The organism is Stenotrophomonas sp. UBA7606 (assembly GCF_002477705.1).
In the GTDB taxonomy this organism is placed as follows: domain Bacteria; phylum Pseudomonadota; class Gammaproteobacteria; order Xanthomonadales; family Xanthomonadaceae; genus Stenotrophomonas.
In genome coordinates this window covers 1,150-21,087 of the sequence record NZ_DLJW01000028.1, presented here as the reverse complement: position 1 = coordinate 21,087, position 19,938 = coordinate 1,150, and the positions used below count along the sequence as shown (strand labels likewise).

Here is a 19,938-nt window from a genome sequence, read left to right as displayed (position 1 = left end):
ATCACCTCAGTCATTTGCCACCCATCCCTTCACTACCTGGGCCACGCGCTTGGAATCGGTCTTGACTGCTTCACGGGCCATGCGCAGGCGTTCCTCGTAGGCATCCACCGGCAGCGCCAGGGTCGGGGCACCGTCCAACTGCAGGCGATCGGCGGCCAGCGCCGGCATTTCAGTGCCGTCGTCCAACACCTGGACATCGGCGCGCAGCGGATCGTCCAGCGCACCGGGCAGGGCCTTCGGCGGACCAGCAATCTGGCGAAGGGCAGGGCGCAGCACGCCGAACAACAGCGCCAGCACCACGATCGCACCCAGTACCAGGCGCAGTGCGTCACGCACCTGCGGGTTCTCCCACCAGTTGGGGGCCTCCACCGGCACGGCCTCGCGCACGAACGGGGCATTCATCACCGAGACGGTGTCACCGCGCTCGGCATTGAAACCCACCGCCTGCTTGACCAGTGCCTCGACGCGGGTCAGTTCGGCCGCACTCAGGGGTTGGTCGCTGACTTTGCCGTTGGCGCCGGCACGCGGCACGTGGTCGACCAGTACCGCCACCGAGACGCGGTTGACGCGGCCGGCCGGCTGGCGGGTGTGCTGCAGGGTACGGTCCAGCTCGTAGTTGCGGGTAGCGTTCTTTGAGGTTTCTGTGGGGGTGGCCGCCGTGGCCGGCGCAGCGGCAGGGCCCGGAGGGGTGTTGCTGGCCGCACCGGGTACGCCCTGCGGGCCCGGCACGTTGCTGCTGTTCTCGCTGATCTGCTCGCTGCGTACCTTCTGCGGTTCGCCGTTGTAGATCTCGCGCGCTTCCTCCACCACCGAGAAGTCCATGTCGACACTGACTTCCGGATTGACGCGGCCAGCACCTGTCATCGGCTCCAGCAGCTCGCGGATGCGCTGGTTGTAGGAGCCTTCCAGGCGTCGCACCTGGTCGAACTGTGCGGCATTGAGTGCGGCATCGCTGTTGGGATCGGCGATGGTGAGCATGCGCCCGCTCTGGTCGACCACGGTGACGCGCTCGGGGGCCAGGTCGGGGATGCTGGAGGCGACCATGTGCACGATGGCATCCACCTGGTTGCGCTCCAACTGCTGGCCACCACGCAGCTCCAGCACCACCGAGGCGCTGGCGACGTCACGCTGGCGGGTGAAGGCACTTGGCTTGGGGATGGCAAGGTGCACGCGTGCATCGCGTACCGGGCGCAACGCGGTGATGGTGCGTACCAGTTCGGTTTCCAGCGCATGCTGGTAGCGGGCGTTCTCGACGAACTGACTCACGCCAAAACCGGGGTCACGTTCCATCAGCTCAAAGCCCAGACGGCCGCTGTCCGTCAGGCCGGAGCCGGCCAGCTTCAGCCGCGCGTCGTGGATGTTCTTTTCCGGCACGGTGATGGCACCGGTGGCTGCGTCCAGCGCAAACGGAATCTGTGCTGCCCGCAACAGGTCGGTGGCCTCGGCGGTGGCCTTCTGGTCCAGCCCGGTATACAGCGGCACCATCGGTGTTTTCTGTGCCCAGAAGAACACGAACAGGCCGGCCGCCACGGCCACGGCGATCATCGCCATCAAGCCCAGCCGACGGGTGATCTGCAGGCTGTGCAGACGGTCGAACCAGGCCCCGGCCTGTTCGGAGTTCAACGACTCTTTGGACAGCGCGAATGCCATGCGTATCTATCCTTACAGCGGCATGTTCATCACGTCCTGGTAAGCCTGGACGAGACGGTTGCGGACTTCCACGGTGGCGCGGAACGCCAGCTGGGACTGTTGGGAGGCGACCATGACCTTGGCCAGATCGGCAGTGGCGTCGCCGCGTTCAAACGCGGCGGCCAACTGGCCGGACTTCTGCTGTGCTTCGTTGACGCCTTTCAGTGCCCCTTCCAGGGTCTGGCTGAAGGACGGTGCGTTGACGGCGTTGCCTTCGGCCAATCCCTGGATCGCGTTGCTGCGGGGCAGATCGGCGGCGGGCGCTACCTGGCCCACCTGGCTCTGCAGGCTGCGGATCTGGGAAAGCACGGAGGTAATCGAATGGGACATCGGGTGGGGTTCCGGTAGCAAGCGTTTCGGTCTTCACACTTGCAAGTGGTGTGCCACGAATGTGAAGGGATCTGCTGGCGCAGGAGAGGCCGGACCTGTCTGAAAGCCGACACCGCGCCGGTAAATCGACATGCCGATGGGTCAAGGTCACGACGGATGCGCCGTGCATCTGTCTTGTCATGTTCGGCCTACGGTTTGTGGTGAATCGGGATGGCGTTTTGCAGGCGCGAAGCTGGCGGGACGAAGTTGCCGCTGAGCGCGAGAACCTGGCGCTTGGCGAGAGGCGGGCATTGGTCCGCAGAGTGAGGATGCTGTCTGGCCCTGATGCGCCAGAGCCGGAGCCGAGTGAGGTTCGCGGTCATGGCTGCGCTCGTGCTTCGCGGCGTGCGCTGCGCGCAGAGGAGTGCCGTGTAGTGCAGAGCCATGCTCGGCAAGGGCCTTGCGATGGATGTGTCTTGGAGCCGGACGCCAGGCTTGCGCCGGTGCTCGCTTACCGGATTACGCCGCGCCAAGCGCCATCGCGGGGTAGTGCCGAGCCATGCCCGGCAAGGGCCTGCCTATGTGGCGACGCATCTGCACCTGCCGATGCGTCGCCGGCCTGGCGGCCATGCCGCTCCTGCCGTTGCCCTGCTGCCGGATCAACCGGTGGCTTCGGCCGGTTCGCGTTCGATGCCGTACTTGCGCAGTTTCTCGACCAGGGTGGTGCGGCGCAGACCCAACAACTGGGCCGCATGGGCAACCACACCGTGGGTACGCTCCAGTGCTTCGTTGATCAGGGTCAACTCGATGCCGGCCATGTGGTCGCGCAGGTCCAGACCCTCGCTGGGCAGACTGGCCAATGCGGTGATGCCGCCAGCATTGGACGCCACGGCACTGGCCTGCGCCGGTGCGCTGATCTGCCCCAGCAGCATGGGGCGCTCTTCCTCGGTGACGGGCGTGGCGGCCATGGTCTGGTCACCCCGGTAGCGGCTGGGCAGGTCCTGCACCCGCACGTTGCCGCCCGGATGCAAAACCGCCAGGCGTTCGACCAGATTGGTCAGCTCGCGCACATTGCCCGGCCAGGCGTAACCGGCCAATGCCTGCAGTGCCTCGTTGGTGAAGCGCACTTCGCCGCGGCCGGTGCGGGCCAACTGGGCAGCGATGGTTTCCACCAGCGCGGGGATATCGGTGGTGCGCTCGCGCAGCGCCGGCACGTCGATCGGGAACACGTTCAGGCGATAGAACAGATCCTCGCGGAACTTGCCTTCACTGATGCGCGATTCCAGGTTGCGATGGGTTGCGGCGATGACCCGCACGTTGCAGCGGATGGTCTGGTTGCCGCCGACCCGCTCGAAGCTGCGCTCCTGCAGTACGCGCAGCAGCTTGACCTGCATCGGCAGGCTCATGTCGCCGATTTCGTCCAGCAGCAGGGTGCCGCCTTCCGCCATTTCGAAGCGGCCCTTGCGGGCGCTGAGCGCACCGGTGAAAGCACCTTTTTCGTGGCCGAACAGTTCGCTTTCCAGCAGGTCCGGCGGAATGGCACCGCAGTTGATGGCCACGAATGGCCCATCACGGCGCGGTGAGCGCTGGTGGATGGCGCGTGACACCACCTCCTTGCCGGTGCCGGACTCACCCAACACCAGGACAGTGGTATCGAAATTGGCGACCTGTTCGATCAGCTGGCGCAGTTCGGTGACCGCGGGGCTATGACCGGTGGGGCCGCTGTCATCGGTGCTGCCAGCCTGGTGCTCGGCATCCAGACGCTTGAGGCTGGCACGGCGCAGCAGGGATTCGACCTGGGGGTGGCGCATCGGCTGTTCCAGCGGCCACACGTTGGCCTCGTGCAGGCCGTAGTGGCGCGAGAACGCCAGCGGGTCGCCTTCGGCCAGCAGGATCGGCGGTGGCAGCGAGGCACCCGCCAGCCAGCCGAAGAAGCCAGCAGCGCGGTCGGCGTCTTCCAGTGCGCCGACCACGATCGCCATCCAGTCATTGCCGCGGTGGCGGCTGGTATCGATGTCCTGCGCGTCACTGACCCACCGCGGGTTGAAATCCATGAACTCCAACAGGGCGAGGGTGCGTTCGGCGCGGACGCCGTCGGCATCGATCACCAGGATGCGTGACTCACTCATGGCCGGGCTCCTTGAGCGCTTCCAGGATCGGCATGACTTCCTGGATGTAGGACAGCTTGCTGACGAAATTGTCGGCACCGGCGCGCAGCGCGTGCTCACGGTGCTCGGAGTCATCGAAGTGGCTGGCAATGACGATGTAGGGGGCGTCGTCCTGGGTCTTGATCAGGCGGGTGGCCTGCAGGCCGCCCATTTCCGGCATCGCCAGGTCCATCAACACCACCTGCGGGCGCAGTTCTTCCGAACGCTCGATGGCTTCCAGGCCATTGGCAGCGCTGCCAACCACCTGCAGCCAGTCGACCTTGCGGAAGTGGCGCATGGCGGCGTTGATGAAGCCTTCGTGGTCGTCGACCAGCAGGACGGTGAGCTTGTTCATGGCGATTCCTGGTTTCAGCCCACACGGGCCAGCTGGGGCTTGGCAGCCTGCCGGCGACGTTCGCGGGCGGGGGCGATATCAAGCTGTTCGCGATATTTTGCGACGGTTCGGCGGGCAATATTGACACCTTGCCGTGAGAGCAGGCCGGCGATGGCGTCATCGGCCAGCGGCCGGCCGGCCGGTTCGGCGTCGATCAGGCGCTTGACCATGGCCTTGACCGCCTGCCCGGAGACGCTTGCGCCTTCCAGCCGGACGGCGAAGAAGTGCTTCAGCTCGAAGGTGCCGCGCGGTGTCTGCAGGTACTTGCCGGAGGTGATGCGCGAGACCGTGGACTCGTGCATGCCGATGCTGTCGGCCACTTCCTTCAGGGTAAGGGGAGCCATTGCTTCCTCGCCCTTGACCAGGAACGCGGCCTGACGCTCGACGATGACGCGGGCGGTGCGGATGAGGGTGTCGTAGCGCATCGACAGTCCGCGGGTCAGCCAGCGGGCTTCCTGCAGCATCTCGCGCAGCGGCTGCGCGCTCTCGCCACTGCTCTCGGCCACCACCTTCTCGTAGCCGGCATTGATGCCCAGGCGCGGGGTGGTGGAAGGATTCAGTGCAACGCGCCACTGGCCATCGGCGTGCCAGGCGACCACATCGGGGATGACGCTGGCATCGACTTCCGGCAGCAGCGCTTCAGCCGGGCGCGGGCGCAGCGACAACACCAGCCGGAAAGCTTCGCAGACATCGTCCACCTCGGCGTCCAGCTGCTTGGCCAGTGTGGCGTAGTCGTGCTCGGCGAGCAGGTACAGGTCGCTGTCCAGCAGGCGTGCTGCCAGATGGCGGGCAGGTACCCGGCCGGGCAGGGCGCGCAGCTGGGCCTGCAGGCATTCGCGAAGGTCAACGGCGGCCATGCCCGCCGGTTCGCCAAGCAGAAGGCGCTGGCGGATGGCTTCAAGGTCCGCTTCAGTCCGGTCCAGGCGGGCGCTGGCCAGGCGCGACAGCTGCGTCAGGGGGGCCTGCAGGTAGCCGGCATCGTCGCAGTTTTCCAGCCAGAATGCGGCCGCAGCCAGGTCGGCATCGTCCAGTTCCAGCGCCAGTGCGTTGAGTACCCGCAGCTGCGGATCGCTGGACTCGCCGCCAGCGATGCGCGCCATGCGGTCCTCGTCGGCACCGTTCCAACTGGCGCCGTGCACGTCCCACATCGAGCTTTCCGGCAGTTCGTCGAACGCGGCGGTGTCGGTCTGTGCCTGTTCGGCCGGGGTGTCGGCCACGCTGTCCTCGCGCTCTTCGTGCAGCTCCAGCAGCGGATTGCTTTCCAATGCCTGGCGCACTTCCAGTTCCAACTGCATGCCATTGAGCTGCAGCAGGCGGATGGACTGCAGCAGGGCAGGCGTGAGGTGGAGCTGTTGGCCCAGTTGGGCGGACAGAGTGGCTTTCATGCGTTTCCCCAAGGCGCCATGTGAAGGACGCGTTATGGAACGCATCTTGCGTGTCTGCTGTCGGGGTAAAAATAGGGGACACCCTGAGGGGTGTCATTTGCGACCCTACAGTTTGTAGGTAGATCCCCTACATTGCGTCGATTTTCTGACGCGAATGCTTCGTAAAAAACAGGTAACCCACTGTTTTTATTGAGTCGAGGCGCCCGGGGTGCCGGAAATCCGTTTTTGTGACGGCAAGCAAATCCGATGGGCCGAAATACTCAGCTCAAGTCGTTTTCATGGCGCACTGCCAGCAACAGCAGGTCGTTGGCGCGCCGGCAGCCCAGTGCTTCCATCATCCGGGCGCGGTGGGTTTCCACGGTTTTGACGCTGATGCCCAGCTCGGCGGCAATTTCCTTGGTGGTCTGCCCACCACCGAGCCGGCGCAGGATTTCCTTCTGTCGTGGCGACAGCGCGGCAACGCCGGTTGGCCGCTCGCGGCCGATCAGCGGGGCCAGCATCTTGGCGGAGATATGCGGGCTGAGGAAAATCTGGCCGTTGTGGGCGGCGCGCATGGCCAGTTCCAACTCGGCAGGTGCGGCGTCCTTGACGATGAAACCAGCAGCACCGCGGTCCAGCGCATCGCGGACATGGGCGGTATCGTCGTGCATGGACATCACCACGATGCGCGCATGCGGCAGGCGCATGCGGATGTCGGTAAGTGCCTCCAGGCCGCTACGGCCGGGCAGGGACAGGTCCATCAGCACCAGGTCCGGCACGTGGAACAGCGCCATCTCCAATGCCTGTTCGGCATTGCTGGCCTCGGCGACCACATGGACACCGTCAAAGGTCTGCAGCAGGCGGGTCAGGCCGGCCCGGACCAGGGTGTGGTCATCGACGATCAGAACGCGCACAGGGAGTTGGCTGAATAGAAGAGCCTGCACCTTAGCCGAGCTGCCGCAGCCGCGCCAGCAGGCCAAAAGTAGGGGGTGTTCATCGCGGCCGCCGACTGTCGGCTATCTGCTTGCGGTGCAGGCGGAACAGATGCCGCTCCAAGGCCGCGGACAACGCTTCGCTGGGGTTGTGCAGGCGAAGCCACAACAGGCTGCCGGTGGTGTCGCTGGCTTCGGCCAGCACTTCGACAGGAAGTTCGATGCTGTCGGGCAACCATTCGGCCGGCTGCAGCCGTACCACGCCCTTGCTGCCAATGGCGGCGCCACTGGCGTTGGCAAGGTGCAGGCGAAGGCCATGACGGGACCAGCGCAGCGGCGTGGCGGGCAGCTGTGGCGCGGACTGCTGCAGCAGGCGGCCAAGCAGCACCAGGGTCAGGTCCAGGCGCGCTTCGAGCCGCTGCAGTTGCAGGCTGGCATCGCTGCGCTCATCAGCGTCGTCGTTGCCGCGCGCATCCTCCACCAGGGCCACACTGCGCAGCAGCATTTCGGAACTGCCCGGGCGCTGTACCGTGGCATCGACCTGGAACTGGGCCGGCAGCAGCAGGGAGCAGCTCAGGGCGTCGTCGAACAGCGCGGCCTCGGCTGGATGGACGACGGCGTCATTCATGCCAGCGTCCCGGCCTGTACGTAGGCGCTGGCAGCGCGGTTGGATTGGCGTTCGCTGCGCAGCTGCGCGGCGGCCTGGTCGCGCAGTTCGCGCATGCGCACGGTCACGGACTGTTGCTGTGCCAGCAGCGCCTGCAGCGCATCGGCGGTAGCGCCAACACCATGCGTGTGGATGTAATGGCGCAGGCGCTGGTCGTGGCTGGCCACGATCTGCTCGGCAGTGTCGTGGTCTTCGGTTTCGATGGCGTTCTTCAGCAGGTCCAGATCGTCGTGCAGGGCCTGGAGCTGGAGGGTGGGATCCTGCTGCATCAGCGCGCTCCCGCAGCGCCCGGGAAGGCGCGTTGACCGGCCGGGATCGCGTTCCAGGCCGACTCGATCTCGGCCACCAGCGCCAGCGACTCCTGCAGGGCCTCGGCGTCATTGTTGAGGTTTGCTTCGGTCAGGCGCTGCACGATGTACTCGTAAAGTGCGGCCAGGTTGTCGGCGATATCGCCACCTGCAACATGGTCCAGCGATCCATTGAGATGGCCGATGATGGCACAGGCTTCGCCGATGGCCTTGCCCTTGGTGGCCTGGTCGCCACGGGCCATGAAGGCCTCGGCGCGGCGGATGCGCTCGCTCGCGCCTTCCAGCAGCAAGGCCACCAGCTTGTGCGGGTCGGCGTCCACCACGCGGGTGGACACACCTACCTGGCGATACTGCTCGGCGTAGTGGCGGCTGGAACCATACATTGGGGTGGATCTCCTGATGATCGCGGCGCCGTGGGCGCCAGACGATGGAACTGCAATGGCCTGATTAGGCTATCGGCTCGAGGGGGCGGCAACTTGAGGTCGGGCAGATCAGCTGCTGGACGCGGTTAGCTGCTGGGCGAGGTAGTTGCTGGTGCTCTGCATCTGCGACACCAGCGTGTCCATCGCGGTGAACTGCGCGGTATAGCGCGCCGAGACCTTTTCCATGCGCGCGTCCAGGTCATCCAGTTGCTTTTCCAGCTTCTTGATTTCCTTGTTCAGCGCATCGGTGCGCTGCACCAGGGTACCGGTGCCGCTGTCCAGGTTGCTCTTGAGGATGCCGTTCATGCCCTCGTAGAGCTTGCCGCTCTTGCCCACCAGCTTCTCGGCCGCTGCCGGATTCTTGGCCATGGCCTTGTCGAAGGTGCTGGCATCCAGCGCCAGGGTGCCATCCTTGCTGACGGTCAGGCCCAGTTCCTTGAGGTCGATGATGTTGGCGCTGAGCTGGCCGCGCAGCTGTTGCTGCAAGCCGCGAACCATCGAGTCGCCGGTCAGCACCGAGGCGGTATCGGTATCGGCGTTGTAGGCGCTGGACGTCTTGAGCAGGCTCACCGAGGCGTTGTACGCGGTGACAAAGGCCTGCACGGTGGTCTTCAGCGGCGCGTTGTCCTGGGTGATGGTCAAGGTCTTGGTGGTACCTGCCTCTGCCTTGGTCAGATCCAGGGTCACGCCGGCAATGATGTCGCTTACCGAGTTGCTGGACGATTCGCGATCAAAGCCGTCAACCTTGACGTGTGCGTTGGTGGCCGCAGCGATCTCGCTCATGCCGCCACTGCTGCCGTCCCAGGTCAACGCCGCCAACCCACCATCGCCGCCGGTCGTGCTGACCTTCAAAGCACCTTCGGTGCCGGAATTGACGGCATTCAATACCAAGTGCTGGCCATCGTTGGCGGTGATCACCGTGGCATTGACGCCTTTGCCGCCGGCGGCGCTGTTGATGGCCGCGGCGATGCTGGCCAGGTTGCTGGCCGAGGCGATATCTACGTCGATGGATTCCTCGCCCCAGGCAATGCTCAGCTTGCCGCTGCCGACCGTGGCGTCCGCATCGAAGGCGGCCGAGCTCAGCTTCTGCGGCTGCGCCAGGCTGATCACCTCGATGTTGTAGGTACCTGCCGCAGCCAGGGTCTTGCCGGTGGACGGATCGGTGACGATGGAGGCGCTGAAACCACTGTTTTCCGGCACGGAGGTCTTGTAGGCGCGTACATCCGCTGCCTTGCCCATGGCCTCCATTGCGCTCTGCAGGCTGCTGAGCGAGCTTTTGATGCTGCCCAGCGCCGACAGTTTGGCGGTGGCGGTGGTCCCCTGGTTGTTGATGCGGTTTGCTGCCGGTGCGCGTTCAGCGGCAACCAGCTGCGACACGATGGTGGGGATGTCCAGGCCGGAGCCGACGGCGGACAGGGAAGACGTGGCCATGTGGATTCCTCTTGCGGCAAAGGGGCAGCCTTGCTGGCTCCCCGGATATCGGCACCCGGCGCTCAAGCTTTAGCCGGGTATCCCTGATCCATAGGCAAGCGCCGTGCCAGTGGGCAGGCGAGGGCGTGCGAACGTCAGAAACAGACAGGCCCTGCCACAAGGGCAGGGCCTGGCAAGCCCGGTGCGGACACCGGGTGATGCGGTCAGCGGTTACTGGATCAGCGCAGCAGACTCAGCACGTTCTGGCTGGTCTGGTTGGCCTGGGCCAGCATGGCGGTACCGGCCTGCTGCAGGATCTGCGTGCGGGTCAGTTCGGCCGTTTCCTTGGCGTAGTCGGTGTCGCTGATGCGGCTGCGGGCAGCGGACATGTTTTCCGACGAAGTGTTCAGGTTGGCCACCACCGAGGTGAAACGGTTCTGCACGGCGCCCAGGTCGGCGCGGGCCGAGTTGATGGTGCTCAGGGCAGCGTCCATGGCGTTCAGTGCGTTGTCGGCACCAGCGGTGGTGGAGATGTCCAGGTCGGAGAAGCCGGTGGCTGCGACACCGCCAGCCCAAGCGCTGCCGCCGCTGCCATCCACCGTCTTGCCGGTGGTCAGGCCGGTCTGCTTCAGCACATCAGCGGCGGTTCCGGCGATTTCGAAGTCACCCAGGGATGACGACAGTGCCAGTTGGCCATTCTTGTCGAGCGAGGCGCTGACGCCCGTGTTGTAGCTCTGGTTGTTGATCGCCTTGACCAGGTCGCTTGCGCGCTGCGCAGCGCTGCCAGCTGCGCCGAAGCTGATGGTGACGTCGCCCTTCTCACCCTTCAGAATGAAGCTGCCGGCGTCGAAGGAGACGGTTTCACCGGCAACAGAGGTGCTGGTGAACTGGCCGCCTGCAGCCTTCACGGACAGGCTCTTGGAGCCGTCAGCGCTGTTGTCCAGTGCAATCTTGCCAGCGGTGGCCGTAGCTTCCGAACCACCGGTCGCGGCGTTGATGGCGGCGGCAACCTTGGTGGCAACAGCCTGCTGGGTGGTGGCGTTGTCGGTGGCGAAAGCGGTCGCGGTGATGTTCACCTTGGCGCCGTTGATTTCGATGTCAAAGGCGGCCACGCCATTGGTGGCGTCGACGGCCAGGCTGGTCAGATCGATCTCACCAGTACCGCCAGCGGTGACGGTGCCCGTCGGTGCCGCAGCAGATGCCGCGGCGGCAGTATCCACCTTGTTCCAGTTGCCCAGGTCCTTGATGTTGGCATTGGCGATCTGGGCGATGTCGATGGTCTGGCCCTGGTCGGCGCCGATCTGGAAGGACTGTGCCTGGAAGCTGCCGTCCAGCAGCTTGGTGCCGTTGAAGTTGGTCTGCTCGGCAACGCGCTGGATTTCGGCCTTCAGCAGCTGCACTTCGGCGTTCAGCGCTTCACGGTCGGAATCGGAGTTGGTGGCGTTGCGGGACTGCACGGCCAGTTCGCGGATGCGCTGCAGGTTGTTGCCGATCTCGGTCAGCGCGCCTTCGGCGGTCTGCGCCATCGAAATGCCGTCGTTGGCATTGCGGGCAGCCTGGTCCATGCCGCGGATCTGGGTGCTGAAGCGCTCGGAGATCGCCAGGCCGGCGGCGTCGTCCTTGGCGCTGTTGATGCGCAGGCCCGAAGACAGGCGCTGGATCGAGGTGGCCAGGCTGGAGCCGCTGGTGTTCAGATTGCGCTGAGCATTGAGCGACATGATGTTGGTGTTGATGACTTGTGCCATGATTCGGGCTTCCTGTTTGGCGTTTGGTCCGGCACATCACCTGGCCGGTACTGGGTGCAGTGGGGCGGGGTGTAGGAGCCGTAGCACCGCTGCTGATACCAATAACGGCAGGTCCGCGGACAGCTTTAGGGCTGCCGTAAGTGCAAGCCGGCCAGAAGCAGGAATGCAGAACGCACAAGCCCCGGTCTCCCGGGGCTTGTGCGTCTGTAGTGCCGAGCCATGCTCGGCAAAGGGTACGGCGGTGGAGCCTGCGTCGGGCAGGTTTCGGCAGTGCCGGAATAGGCAGATAGTGCTGTGCAAGCTGCGAAACCCTGCGGCATATCAGGCCGTGAAACGGGCCTGATATGCCGGTAAAGCCGCTGCCGAGCATGGCTCGGCACTACCTGGGTAGCTTGGAGGCTTGAGCGGCGCGAACCCGCTCAAGCCTCGCCGCTGTTACTTCAACAGGCTCAGCACGTTCTGCGGCACCTGGTTGGCCTGCGCCAGCATGGCCGTGCCTGCCTGCTGCAGGATCTGCGTGCGGGTCAGCTCGGCGGTTTCCTTGGCGTAGTCGGCATCGCGGATACGGCTGCGTGCGGCCGACAGGTTTTCCGAAGAGGTGTTCAGGTTGGCGATGGTGGAGGTGAAGCGGTTCTGGATCGCACCCAGGTCGGCGCGTGCCGAGTTGATGGCCTGCAGCGCGGCGTCCATCGCATTGAGTGCGTTGTCGGCGCCTTCGGAGGTGGTGATGTCCAGATCCTCGAAGCCGGTTTCCGGCGAACCGGTGACCCACGCGGTACCCACCGTGGTTGCCGGTGCCGGGGTGTCGCCAATCGCACCGGTCGCACCGGCGGCCAGGCCGGTGGCTGCCAGCAGGTCGGCGTTGGCGTTCGCACCCGTACCGGTGGCGGACACAGCGATGTTGCCGGTAGCCGAGGACAGCACCAGCTTGCCGTCTTCCAGCGACGCGGTGACGCCGGTGTTGTAGCTCTGGTTGTTGATGGCCTTGACCAGGTCACTGGCACGTTGTGCGCTGCCACCGGCAGCCGGGTAGTTGATGACGGCCTCGCCCTGGGTGCCGGTGATCTTGAAGCTGCCGGCGCCGAAGTCGGCGGCGACGAAGCCGGTGGCACTGGCCACGGCCACGGCCCCACCGATCACCGATGCGCCCGGGCCACCAATGGTGACGGCTGCACCGTTGTTGGTGATGACACCACTGGTTGCATCCACCTGGATACCGGTGGCGCCACCGATGGAGGGGTCGCTGTTGATCGCGGTAGCGATGTTTGCCAGCAGCTTGTCCTGCGCATCAGCTGCGGTGGTGCCGTTGGTCACACCCGCCACCGATACGGTCTTGCCGTTGACGCTGAGGTTGAAGCTGTCATAGGTGAAAGGCGCGGCCGACCCGGTAGGGGTTGCGAACGATGCCTTGCTGATCGTACCTGCCGCGGTGTTGGGCGTACCTGCATCCGCGCCACCGGTAGCAGCAACAGACGGCAGCGAAGCAGCGGTGTTCACTCGGTTCCAGTTGCCCAGTTCCTGGATGTTGGCATTGGCGATCTGCGCGATGTTGATCACCTGGCCCTGGTCTGCGCCCACCTGGAAGGCCTGGTTCTGGAAGCTGCCATCCAGCAGCGCGGTGCCGTTGAAGTTGGTCTGCTCGGCAACGCGTTGGATCTCGGCCTTCAACAGCTGCACTTCAGCGTCCAGCGCGGCGCGGTCGGAGTCGGAATTGGTGGCGTTGCGCGACTGCACGGCCAGCTCGCGGATGCGCTGCAGGTTGTTGCTGATCTCACCCAGCGCGCCTTCGGCGGTCTGCGCCAGCGAGATGCCGTCGTTGGCATTGCGCGCGGCCTGGTCCATGCCGCGGATCTGGGTGGTGAAACGCTCGGAAATCGCCAGGCCAGCAGCATCATCCTTGGCGCTGTTGATACGCAGGCCGGAGGACAGGCGCTGGATCGTGGTGGCCAACGAGGTGCCGCTGGTATTGAGGTTGCGCTGAGCGTTCAGCGACATGATGTTGGTGTTGATGATCTGTGCCATGGGGCTTCTCCGTTGTACTCAGGGCCTTGCGTTGTAGATGTGGCAGCGACGCTGCCGTCGATGTTGATCAGCGGATCATGTTGAACAGCGACATGGACTGCATCTGGGTGAAGATGGTCTGTGCCGCCTGCAGCGCCGCACCTTCGAGCTTGTACTGCCCTATGGCATCGGCATAGTTGAGGTCACGCATCTGCGAAAGTGAGGTTTGCAGGGTGACGGTATTGGCTTCGCGCAACGATGCCGCGTCGTCAGCCGCTGCAAGTTGTGCGCCACCGGCGGCGCGCGCGTCGATCATCAGTTCCGACGCACGGCGCACGTCGCGGATGCTGCCTTGCAGGGCGTTCTGCTGGGCGGTGCGGCCGGCCCGGGTGGAGGCATCCATCTGCAGGGTCTGCACCAGCTGGTCGATGGTGGCGAACACGTCGCGGGTGCCGGCCTGGCCGGCATTGAACGTATCGCCTGCCGCCGGCGTACCTTCAATGCGTACACGCAGGCCTTCGAAGGTGATGTCCTCGCCGGACGCGTAGGTGCCGGTGCCAATCACCGCATTGCGGGCGTCGCGCACCTCATAGGTATCGGCCGCGGTGAAATGCAGGCTGTAGCTGCTGCCATCCCAGCTGCCGGAGCCGTCGCGGCTGATATCGGTCAACACAGCCTGGCCGGTATTGGCCGATGCGGCGGCGCCGTCGACGGTGCCGTCACCGGTGCGCACGCGCATGAAGATCTCGCTGCCGGGCAGGGCATCCTTGATGAAGGTGCCGGGGGCGACTTCGACCTGGCGTTGGGTCTGGTCGCCGTTGTAGCTGACAATGCCATTGCTGACGGTGAAGGGCGCATTGGCGTCGGCAGCACCGCCAAACAGGTAGCGGCCGCTGCCATCGGTGGTGTTGGCCAGCGCCAGTAGCGAATCCTTGATGGCTTTCAGCTCGTTGGCCACGCCCTTGCGGTCTTCGTTTGATAGCGCGGGGTTGTTGGCCTGCACGGTGAGGTCGGACACCTGCTGCAGCAGTTCGCCGGCCTGCGACAGTACGTTTTCCTGCAGGCCCAGACGGTTCTGCGCGGTGTTGGCGTTGCTGCCCAGCTTTTCCAGCTCGGCCAGCACGCGGTCCATGCCGACCGCCGTGCCCGAGCCCACCGGGTCATCCTTGGCGCTGACGATCTTCTTGCCGGTGGACAGCTGCTGCTCCAGATGGTTGAGCTTGCTTTGCTTGGACAGCATCAGCGCCACCGACTGGTCATACATCATGTTGCTGGAGATGCGATTCATCAGCCCACCGCCTTGAGGATTGTCTGGAACATGGTGTCGGCCGTGGAAATCAGCTGCGATGCCGCCTGGTAGGCCTGTTGCAGGCGCAACATGTCGGCCGCTTCCTCATCCAGGTTCACCCCGGAGATGGAGTCGCGGTTGGCCTTGGCGTTGTCGTTGATGACCTGTTGCGCCTGCAGCGAGTAGTCAGCGGCACGCGCTGCCGAACCCACCTGGGTGGTCAGGCTGCCAAGCGCACCGTTGAGGGTCACCGTGCCGGCGTTGAAAGCTTTGGCGTCTTCCACCGCGGCAAGGCGGGTGGCGTTGCCGTTGTCGCTGGAGCCGGCGGCGGTTCTGCCCACCGAGAAGCTGTCGCCAGCGGCGGGCTTGCCATCCAGCACCACGCTCCAGCCATTGGCGGTGATGGTCTGCCCGGCGGTGTAGGTAAACGGGCCGGCGCCATCGACGGTGTACTGGTTGGCATCGATGAACTCGATGCTGGCCGGATTGAGCAGGGCGGCATTGCCGGCGTCGATGACGTCGAGCTTGCCCAGCACGCCGGTGCCGGTATTGGTCAGATCGGCCGCTGCCTTGATCGGGTTGGCAGCGGCAATGCGCGACGGATCGGTGACAGCCACGCCCAGGCCATTGATCGCCCCGGCGGTAGGTTGCAGCAGGAAGCGATCATTGGCTGCGGCGCTGCCGCTGACCACGAACTGCACACCGTTGACCACGAACGGGTCGGCGGCGGTGCCGGAGCCGGTCATCGCCACGCCCACGCCGGTATCGGCGCGGCTGGCTTCCCAGCTGCTGCCGTTGAACTTGATCAGCAGCGCCTGGCCGTCCAGGGCGGTGGTATCGCCGTAGCTGGCGCTCAGTGCGGCGTTGCCGAGGTTGCCGGTATTGGCAGTGGTCTTGGGCGCGCCCAGGTTGAAGAAGTCGCCGCCCATGTCCCCGTACAGGTCCATGCCTTCGGCGTGGGCCTGGTTGAACTGCAGGGCCATGCCCACGGCCAGCCGGCCCAGCTCGGCCTGGGCCGGCGTCAGTACGTCGTCGCGGAACTCCAGCAGGCCGCCCATCTGCCCGCCGACGGACTTGTTGTCCACCGTGACGGTCACGCCTTGGGTCTTGATTGCCAGCTGCAGGCGCTCGGGCTGGTAGGGGTCCGGTGCGGTGGTGATTTCCGAGGCGGTGGTGCCGACAACCAGTGCCTGTCCACCGGCGGTGTAGACGTTCATGATGCCGCCGTCCTGGATCACCGCATTGCCACCGGTGTATCCCACCAGTTGCGAGATCAGCTGGTCGCGGCGGTCCAGCAGATCGGGCGCGGCGGCATTGGCATTGCTGCCGATGGTGCCGTTGAGCTGTGCGATCTCCTTGGCCAGCCGGTTGACCTCGTTGGTGCCGGCGATCAGGCCGTTGTTGACCTCGGTGTTGAGCGCGTCAAGGTTGTTGTTGAGCTGTTTGTAGCGCGCCACCAGCGTGTTGGCGTTGTCCAGTACATCACGGCGATCGGCGGTGCCGGCAGCGTTGGCCGCCAGGCCATTGATGGAGTCGAAGAAGTTGGACCACACGCCACTGACATTGGTGGCCGAGTCGGAGAACAACGCATCCACGCGATCTGCCATCGAGGACAGCTGTTGCAGCCGGGACAGTTCGCCGCTGCTGTCCAGCAGGCGGGATATCGCCAGCTGGTCGGCCACGCGACGGATGTCGGTGATCTTGGTGCCATTGCCGACATCGCCATACCCCAGGTCGGTGGGGTTGCGGGTGGCAAAGTCCACCCGCTGGCGGCTGTAGCCGTCGGTCTTGATGTTGGCCACGTTGTGGCTGACGGTCGACAGCGCCCGCTGGAAGGCGATCAGTGCGCTGGTACCGGTGGAAAGAACATTGGACATGGACGGCTATCTCAACGACGGGTAAGGCCGGTCATGCCGGCTGCACTTGCAAATGTCTGGCCCAGGCGCAGACCGGCGTCACCAATGGCGGCAACGGCGCGCTCGATGGTTGGGCCGGCAGCGATGGCGGCGATCTTGTTGGCATAGGCGGGGTCGGTGGCATAACCGGCCCGTTGCAAGCCCTGTGCAAAACCGCGCACGTCACCGCCGGCCTTGAGTGCGGACTGGTAGCGCGGGCTGTTTTTCAACATGCGCACGTAATCGTTGAAGCTTTCGGCGACCGAGCCATAGGCGCGGAAACTGGCAACTTCATTGCGGCGCTGGCCATTGACGTACTCATGGGTGCCGGTGGTGGCGCGCTCGCCACTCCAGCCCGCGGCCTTGATGCCGAACAGGTTGTGGCTGCTGCTGCCGTTGTCGCGTTTGATGTGGCGCTTGCCCCAACCGGTTTCCAGTGCGGCCTGCGCCACCAGGGCGCGCGGGTCCACGCCCAGCTCGCGGGCGGCGCGTTCGGCGTGTGGCCAGACGCTGGCCACAAAGCCTTCCGGTGTATGTGCCCCCAGCTGGGCGGTAGCGGCGTCGGCACTGCGGGTGTCCACGCTATCGCCGCGCTCAGCGGCCGAGACATTGCTCCAGCGGTCATTGCTCAGGGCTGCCCAATCCGCAGCTGCCAGCGGTGCGCTCTCCTGGTAGGGATTGCTGCCGCCGAGTGCTGCATGCAGGTTGCTGCTTTCGCGACCGGCGATCAGGTCCAGGGCCTGAGCCTGCGGTTCCAGCAATGCAGAGCGCCCTTCGTCGGGCAGGCCCTGCAGGGGATCAACCAGCGCCGGTTTGCTGTCGTGCAGGGGCAGCGCCGCGCCTTCGGGGCTGGCCAGGCGGTAGGCGCGGGCCGCAGCTTCGGGCTTGATTGCCGGATCCAGCGCCTGCGCCGTGGTGTCGCCACCGCCGAGCTGGCGGGCGATCATTGCAGACAAGCCCATGCCGCGCCCACGCGTCATCGCCTCGGCAATGCGCTGGTCGTACATTTCGCGGAACATCTGGTTCTCACCGGGGAACAGCGAGTCACCAAAGCTGGCCTCGCGCATGCTCTTTATCAGCATCTGCGCGAATTGGCCTTCCAGCTGGCGCGCGACCTTGTCGATCCGCGCCGGATCGTTGGCGGTGCTCTGGTTCAGTTCCAGCGGGGCGGCAGCAATGCGCATGTCAGATGACCTCGAGATCGGCGGTCAACGCGCCGGCCTGCTTGAGGGCCTCCAGGATCGCAATCAGGTCGCCTGGTGCAGCCCCAACCTCGTTGACCGCGCGTACGATCTCGTCCAGGGTCGCGCCGCCGTCAAAGCGGAACATGCGGCTGCCTTCGTTGCTGGCCGTGATGGTGGACTGCCGCGTGGCAACCGTCTGCCCACCTGCAAATGCGTTGGGCTGGCTGACCTGGGTCGATTCGCTGACGGTCACCGTCAAGGAACCGTGAGAGATGGCTGCGGGGCTGACCCGCACCTGCGCGCCGATGACCACGGTGCCGGTACGCGAGTTGACCACGATGCGCGCGGGTGCGGTGCCGGGTGAGAGCTCCACGTTCTCGATGCGTGCAAGCATGCCGATGCGTGCGCCCGGATCGGTCGGCGTCTGCACCGACACCGTGCCGCCGTCGACCGCCCGCGCCGCACCTTCGCCGAAGGTGGCGTTGAGCGCGCTGACCATCCGCGAGACGGTGGTGAAATCGTTCTGGTGCAGATTCAAGGTGATGTCGCCGCCACCGGCGAAGACGTCGGGCAGGGCACGCTCAACGGTGGCGCCATTGGGAATGCGACCGGCGCTGGGGATGTTCACCGACACGCGCGAGCCATCCTTGCCCTGCGCGCCAAAGCCGCCAACGACCAGATTGCCCTGGGCAATGGCGTAGACCTGGCCGTCGGCACCTTTCAACGGTGCCATCAGCAAGGAGCCGCCACGCAGCGATACCGCATTGCCGATCGAGGACACGGTGATGTCGATGGTCTGGCCGGGTTTGGCGAACGGTGGCAGCTCGGCATGGATGGCGACGGCGGCAACGTTCTTCAGCTGCGGATTGACGTTTGCCGGAACATTGACGCCCAGTTCGCCCAGCAGGTTTTTCAGGCTCTGCACGGTGAACGGGGCCTGGCTGGTGCGGTCGCCACTGCCATCCAGGCCAACCACCAGGCCATAACCCACCAGGGCATTGCCGCGCACGCCGCCGACCTGGGCCAGGTCCTTGATGCGCTCGGCGTGGGCGGGCAGGACGACGCTGATGGCAAATGCCACCAGCGCGCAACGGAGCAGGGTAGGGATACGCATGGTCATGCTCAGAACAGCGCGAACGCCGAGTTGAAGAAACGCCCCAGCCAGCCCATCGCGTTGGACTGGGCAACCGCGCCGCGGCCGCCGTAGGCGATGCGGGCGTCGGCCACCTTGCTGGAGGGAATGGTGTTGTCCGCGCCGATGTCGGCGGAACGGACGATGCCCTGGATCTGCACCAGCTCATCGCCCTGGTTCAGGCGCAGGTTCTTCTGGCCTTGCACCACCAGGTTGCCATTGGGCAGGCGCTGGATGACGGTCACGGTCAGGCTGCCCTGCAGGCGGTTGCTCTGCGCGCTGTTGCCCTTGCCACTGAAGTCACGGTCCGATGCCGCCGAGGCACCCAGGATGTCCTTGCCACCCAGCGTCACCGGTGCCCCGAACAAGGTGGGCGTGCCCATCTCGATATCGGATTTCTTGCTGATGGCGGTGCTGGCGGTGGTGGTTGCCGTCGTGTTTTCGATCAGGGTGATGGTGAGCAGGTCGCCCACGTCACGCGCGCGCCGGTCGCCATACAGGTTCAGGCCTGGGCCAGCGGCATAGATCGCGCCAGCACTGGGGGCGGCAGCAGGCACGACCAGCGGCTGGATCGGCGCCATCGGCTGGTACGGGCGGACGTCGCCGGCCAGCGTGCAGCCGCCGGCGAGGGCCAGGCCGAGCACAGCGCAGAGCAAAGACAGGGAGCGTGTGGGGTGCATGACGTTGATCCTCTGATGCCCGGTCAGACGTTGTTGTTGAGGTAGCCGAGCATCGAATCGGTGGTGGAGATCGCCTTGGCGTTCATCTCGTAGGCGCGCTGGGTTTCGATCATCGACACCAGCTCTTCGACCACGTTGACGTTGCTGCCTTCCAGTGCGCCCTGCACCACGTTGCCCAGGCCATTGAGGCCGGGCGTACCGTTCTGTGCCGGACCGGAGGCAGTGGTTTCCAGGTACAGGTTCTCGCCCTTGGACTGCAGGCCGGCGGGATTGATGAAGTCGGTGAGAGTCAGCGAGCCGATCTCGACCGATGCGGCTTCACCGGCCATCTGCACGCTGATGGTGCCGTCGCTGCCGATGGTCATCGACTG

At 65.4% G+C, this 19,938-nt stretch carries 18 protein-coding genes; all 18 read right to left on the bottom strand.

Going from position 1 to position 19,938, the window contains the following annotated elements; genetic code table 11:
* Positions 1–6: 6 nt before the first annotated feature.
* Positions 7–1,650 carry a flagellar basal-body MS-ring/collar protein FliF gene (gene fliF / locus B2527_RS04375; protein ID WP_293706322.1) on the bottom strand — a complete coding sequence of 548 codons (1,644 nt, stop codon included), beginning with the start codon at positions 1,648–1,650 and terminating at the stop codon, positions 7–9.
* A 12-nt stretch (positions 1,651–1,662) separates the two neighbouring features.
* Positions 1,663–2,019 carry a flagellar hook-basal body complex protein FliE gene (gene fliE, locus B2527_RS04370; RefSeq protein WP_293706321.1) on the bottom strand — a complete coding sequence of 119 codons (357 nt, stop codon included), beginning with the start codon at positions 2,017–2,019 and terminating at the stop codon, positions 1,663–1,665.
* 638 nt (positions 2,020–2,657) lie between these two features.
* On the bottom strand, positions 2,658–4,127 hold the full coding sequence (locus B2527_RS04365) for a sigma-54 dependent transcriptional regulator (protein WP_293706320.1): 1,470 nt from the start codon (positions 4,125–4,127) through the stop codon (positions 2,658–2,660).
* Positions 4,120–4,500, bottom strand: coding sequence for a response regulator (locus B2527_RS04360; protein ID WP_293706319.1), 381 nt, complete (start codon positions 4,498–4,500; stop codon positions 4,120–4,122). The genes B2527_RS04365 and B2527_RS04360 overlap by 8 nt, the downstream gene beginning before the upstream one ends.
* A 14-nt stretch (positions 4,501–4,514) precedes the next feature.
* Positions 4,515–5,924, bottom strand: coding sequence for an RNA polymerase factor sigma-54 (rpoN, locus tag B2527_RS04355; protein ID WP_293706318.1), 1,410 nt, complete (start codon positions 5,922–5,924; stop codon positions 4,515–4,517).
* A gap of 260 nt (positions 5,925–6,184) precedes the next feature.
* On the bottom strand, positions 6,185–6,817 hold the full coding sequence (locus tag B2527_RS04350) for a response regulator (protein WP_293706317.1): 633 nt from the start codon (positions 6,815–6,817) through the stop codon (positions 6,185–6,187).
* 79 nt (positions 6,818–6,896) lie between these two features.
* Positions 6,897–7,463, bottom strand: a complete 567-nt coding sequence (locus tag B2527_RS04345) for a PilZ domain-containing protein (protein WP_293706316.1) — start codon at positions 7,461–7,463, stop codon at positions 6,897–6,899.
* Positions 7,460–7,771, bottom strand: coding sequence for a hypothetical protein (locus tag B2527_RS04340; protein ID WP_293706315.1), 312 nt, complete (start codon positions 7,769–7,771; stop codon positions 7,460–7,462). Before B2527_RS04340 ends, B2527_RS04345 begins: the two co-directional genes overlap by 4 nt.
* Complete coding sequence (gene fliS / locus B2527_RS04335; RefSeq protein ID WP_293706314.1) at positions 7,771–8,193, bottom strand: flagellar export chaperone FliS; 423 nt, start codon at positions 8,191–8,193, stop codon at positions 7,771–7,773. Before fliS ends, B2527_RS04340 begins: the two co-directional genes overlap by 1 nt.
* 108 nt (positions 8,194–8,301) lie before the next feature.
* A complete protein-coding gene (gene fliD, locus B2527_RS04330; RefSeq protein ID WP_293706313.1) occupies positions 8,302–9,663 on the bottom strand; it encodes a flagellar filament capping protein FliD in 1,362 nt (453 codons plus the stop codon).
* Between the two features lie 218 nt (positions 9,664–9,881).
* Entirely contained in the window at positions 9,882–11,387 is a 1,506-nt protein-coding gene (locus tag B2527_RS19525; RefSeq protein WP_343124737.1) for a flagellin, read from the bottom strand.
* 435 nt (positions 11,388–11,822) lie between these two features.
* Positions 11,823–13,409 carry a flagellin gene (locus tag B2527_RS19565; protein WP_414716992.1) on the bottom strand — a complete coding sequence of 529 codons (1,587 nt, stop codon included), beginning with the start codon at positions 13,407–13,409 and terminating at the stop codon, positions 11,823–11,825.
* A 67-nt stretch (positions 13,410–13,476) separates the two neighbouring features.
* Entirely contained in the window at positions 13,477–14,679 is a 1,203-nt protein-coding gene (gene flgL, locus B2527_RS04305; RefSeq protein ID WP_293706354.1) for a flagellar hook-associated protein FlgL, read from the bottom strand.
* Positions 14,676–16,553 carry a flagellar hook-associated protein FlgK gene (gene flgK, locus B2527_RS04300; RefSeq protein WP_293706312.1) on the bottom strand — a complete coding sequence of 626 codons (1,878 nt, stop codon included), beginning with the start codon at positions 16,551–16,553 and terminating at the stop codon, positions 14,676–14,678. The genes flgL and flgK overlap by 4 nt, the downstream gene beginning before the upstream one ends.
* Positions 16,554–16,564: 11 nt before the next feature.
* Positions 16,565–17,755 (bottom strand): flagellar assembly peptidoglycan hydrolase FlgJ, encoded by a 1,191-nt coding sequence (gene flgJ / locus B2527_RS04295; protein WP_293706311.1) that lies wholly within the window; start codon positions 17,753–17,755, stop codon positions 16,565–16,567.
* Position 17,756: 1 nt separating this feature from the next.
* Positions 17,757–18,869 carry a flagellar basal body P-ring protein FlgI gene (locus B2527_RS04290; RefSeq protein WP_293706310.1) on the bottom strand — a complete coding sequence of 371 codons (1,113 nt, stop codon included), beginning with the start codon at positions 18,867–18,869 and terminating at the stop codon, positions 17,757–17,759.
* 8 nt (positions 18,870–18,877) lie between these two features.
* Complete coding sequence (flgH, locus tag B2527_RS04285) at positions 18,878–19,567, bottom strand: flagellar basal body L-ring protein FlgH (RefSeq protein WP_293706309.1); 690 nt, start codon at positions 19,565–19,567, stop codon at positions 18,878–18,880.
* 23 nt (positions 19,568–19,590) lie between these two features.
* A partial coding sequence (locus B2527_RS04280) for a flagellar hook-basal body complex protein (RefSeq protein ID WP_293706308.1) occupies positions 19,591–19,938 on the bottom strand: 348 nt, incomplete at its 5' end.

Excerpts from the sequence above, each read along its gene's own strand:
- fliF (WP_293706322.1), bottom strand. The coding sequence starts at position 1,650 with ATGGCATTCGCGCTGTCCAAAGAGTCGTTGAACTCCGAACAGGCCGGG.
- fliE (WP_293706321.1), bottom strand. The coding sequence starts at position 2,019 with ATGTCCCATTCGATTACCTCCGTGCTTTCCCAGATCCGCAGCCTGCAG.
- B2527_RS04360 (WP_293706319.1), bottom strand. The coding sequence starts at position 4,500 with ATGAACAAGCTCACCGTCCTGCTGGTCGACGACCACGAAGGCTTCATC.
- rpoN (WP_293706318.1), bottom strand. The coding sequence starts at position 5,924 with ATGAAAGCCACTCTGTCCGCCCAACTGGGCCAACAGCTCCACCTCACG.
- fliS (WP_293706314.1), bottom strand. The coding sequence starts at position 8,193 with ATGTATGGTTCCAGCCGCCACTACGCCGAGCAGTATCGCCAGGTAGGT.
- B2527_RS04345 (WP_293706316.1), bottom strand. The coding sequence starts at position 7,463 with ATGAATGACGCCGTCGTCCATCCAGCCGAGGCCGCGCTGTTCGACGAC.
- B2527_RS19525 (WP_343124737.1), bottom strand. The coding sequence starts at position 11,387 with ATGGCACAAGTCATCAACACCAACATCATGTCGCTCAATGCTCAGCGC.
- B2527_RS04290 (WP_293706310.1), bottom strand. The coding sequence starts at position 18,869 with ATGCGTATCCCTACCCTGCTCCGTTGCGCGCTGGTGGCATTTGCCATC.
- flgH (WP_293706309.1), bottom strand. The coding sequence starts at position 19,567 with ATGCACCCCACACGCTCCCTGTCTTTGCTCTGCGCTGTGCTCGGCCTG.
- B2527_RS04365 (WP_293706320.1), bottom strand. The coding sequence starts at position 4,127 with ATGAGTGAGTCACGCATCCTGGTGATCGATGCCGACGGCGTCCGCGCC.
- B2527_RS19565 (WP_414716992.1), bottom strand. The coding sequence starts at position 13,409 with ATGGCACAGATCATCAACACCAACATCATGTCGCTGAACGCTCAGCGC.
- fliD (WP_293706313.1), bottom strand. The coding sequence starts at position 9,663 with ATGGCCACGTCTTCCCTGTCCGCCGTCGGCTCCGGCCTGGACATCCCC.
- flgJ (WP_293706311.1), bottom strand. The coding sequence starts at position 17,755 with ATGCGCATTGCTGCCGCCCCGCTGGAACTGAACCAGAGCACCGCCAAC.
- flgK (WP_293706312.1), bottom strand. The coding sequence starts at position 16,553 with ATGTCCAATGTTCTTTCCACCGGTACCAGCGCACTGATCGCCTTCCAG.
- B2527_RS04340 (WP_293706315.1), bottom strand. The coding sequence starts at position 7,771 with ATGCAGCAGGATCCCACCCTCCAGCTCCAGGCCCTGCACGACGATCTG.